The sequence below is a fragment of the Corynebacterium sp. NPDC060344 genome (assembly GCF_042725215.1).
GTDB lineage: Bacteria > Actinomycetota > Actinomycetes > Mycobacteriales > Mycobacteriaceae > Corynebacterium.
Map to the genome: position 1 here is coordinate 1 of NZ_JBHXCS010000034.1, position 2,357 is coordinate 2,357.

The following is a 2,357-nucleotide window of genomic DNA, read 5'->3' on the forward strand; positions in this document are numbered from 1 at the left end:
GGGCGCCCTGCCGCACTGGTGTGGGGGGCTGGTCGCCGTCGGCGTCCCCGGTTGCGGATGCGGGACACGACGGGGCGTTCACTCCAGAGACTGAACCTCCGGCCGCGCGGAGGGGGCCTGACCGCTTGAACTGACGGACGGGCTGGGGGGCGGGCCTGCTACCGCCGGAACAGAAGAGGACGCGGCAGGCGCCGGCGCCTGAAGCGGAGCCTGCGAGGCATCCTGCTGTCCGATCAGATAGACCGCGGCAAGAATCCCGGCACCAACCAGGAGCGACGCACCCAGCTTCGGGTTCTTGTACGCCCAGTACACGGCGACGCCCGCGAGGGACATCGCGACGATCGTGAACAGGGTCATCGGCCCGTCACCCCGTACGTGACACCCTGCGCTCGCCTGTCGAACGGAGCCGGAATGAATGTCGCACAAGCTTCGTAATGCGCCATTTGTCGCGTGAGCCCGCTCGACGGCAGGCCGTCGCGGAGCTTAGGCTCGGGAACGTCTTTGATGGTTCTTCTCCTTGTACTTGAGATCCAACTCGGTCGGGCGAGGGCTGTCGGACTACACAGGCGGTCCCCTGTTGGCGCAGGGGACCGCTGTTTTTTTGCCTCCAGGTGTTCGAGGGCTGTCGGACTACACGGCGACCGGAAACCCGTTGGCGCGGTCGGCGTCGAACTCGTCCTCGAAGGGCCTCGTTCGGACTCCGGTGCTGCCGGTCAGGGAGAAGCCTACGCAGCGCGAGCGGAGCCGCCACAATGCCAACGGAATCACGCACACGCATAAAAGCGCCTAAGTGGCCCTGACCTGCTGCTTCATGTCGGATGCTCAGCTCACGAGGTTGGTGACAGGCACTTCATGTAGGGGGGTCATGAGGCCGCCAGCAGATCGAAAGTCCTCACATGAACCCTTCGGTGACGCGCACCACGTGACCGAGGGTCACTGGACGGATACTTCCGCTGACCGGCCCTGTCGACGAACATCGAGCAGTCGAACTTCGGGTCCGTCTCTAGGACGTTGAGCAGGTCGTTCGGCCGGTCTAAGCGCTGGTGAACGGGCCGCGGAGGACACCCTCGAAACTCACCTGGCAGGGGACGCCGCCTGAGATACATCTTCGCCCCTGGAGCGAAACGGCTGCGGTCCGATTTCCGGTACCTCAGGTACTGGACCTGCTTCGCGAAGAACATCTCCGAGTTCTTCTTGCAGCACTAGACCTTGTCCTCGATCTCAGTGCCGAAGTCGGCGCCGGCGAGGAGGACGACGGCAAGCTCTGAGTCGCTACCGACCGGTCGCGGGCGGCCGTCGTTGACATCAGATCCGGGCAGCCAGTTGTGGCCTATTGGAACGTTAGGCCGAGCGTCGGGGGCGACGTCGGGCCCGGGCACGGGCAGGGGAGCAAGCTAAGCGATCAGATATCTGATCGGTCCGCCGTGCCGGTCGGTCGCTGCGCTGGGCGTGTCCTGCGGGGCGCAGATTCCGGCAGCGAGTTGTGGGTCATTGGGCCCAGTTTCGCGGTCGGCCGGGCGGCGGCTTGCGACAGCTCTTGCGCCATCTCCTGCGGCATCTGCTGCGGCATCTGTTGCGACTTCTGCTGCCCTTACCGGATTCCGGCCGACCCCGTCTGTGCAGGTCACCACGCGTGGTGGGGGTGTCCGTTTTCGCTGACATCCCCTCTACTGCCCGCCTCCGTCACGTCCCCACCTGAAATTGGCGGTGGGGACGGTGACGCGCGGCGGCCCGGAGAGGGGATCCGGCGCCCCTCGCTGTCGCGCGAAAGCGCCGGCGCCCCGGACCCGTGTCGGCATCAGATTCCGGCAGCGAGTTATGCCGGACTGATATCAGTTCTGCGGCTGGGCGAGGCGTCGGGCGATGTGCCAGACGGCACGTTCGCGGTCGTCGGCGTCGTCCTCCTGGTCGTCGTTCTCCTCGGCTTCGCGGCGACGTCGTGCAGCTGCTTCCTCGCGTCGGCGGGCGAGGGCTTCGAGCATCTCGGCGTACGCGTCCACGACGTCCTGCGGACCGAGAACGACGACCTCGTCGGCGACGTCGGCGAGCGCCAGGACCTCACGGACGCGGGCAGCCATGGCGGCCGGGTCGGTGTTGCCGTCGGTGCCCTCGGCGGCCTGCGTCGCCTCCAGGTCGAGGGCCTTCCTCGCGACCGCGTGCCAGCCGTCCTCGGTGACGCGGACGCCCGCGCGGAGTTCGCCGCCCTCGGCGTCGGCCGCCGCGAGCAAGTCGAGGTTGTCTTCGTCGGTGTCGCCGCCGTCGATGCCGAGCATCGAGCGCAGGTAGCGGGTCCACTCGATCGCGCGGCGGCCCTTGGTCGCGCGCTCGTACTCGTGCCACTTCGCCAGGTTCCACTC

The 2,357-nt window shown here is 67.2% G+C and carries 1 protein-coding gene and 1 pseudogene; both read right to left on the reverse strand.

Going from position 1 to position 2,357, the window contains the following annotated elements:
- Window positions 1-78: 78 nt before the first annotated feature.
- Window positions 79-357, reverse strand: coding sequence for a hypothetical protein (locus ACFWGD_RS13150; RefSeq protein WP_377541237.1), 279 nt, complete (start codon window positions 355-357; stop codon window positions 79-81).
- Between the two features lie 1,475 nt (window positions 358-1,832).
- Window positions 1,833-2,357, reverse strand: a pseudogene (locus ACFWGD_RS13155) (hypothetical protein); the annotation flags it as partial.

What these genes read in the sequence shown, in the direction of transcription:
- ACFWGD_RS13150 (WP_377541237.1), bottom strand. Translation starts at nt 357, where the DNA reads ATGACCCTGTTCACGATCGTCGCGATGTCCCTCGCGGGCGTCGCCGTG.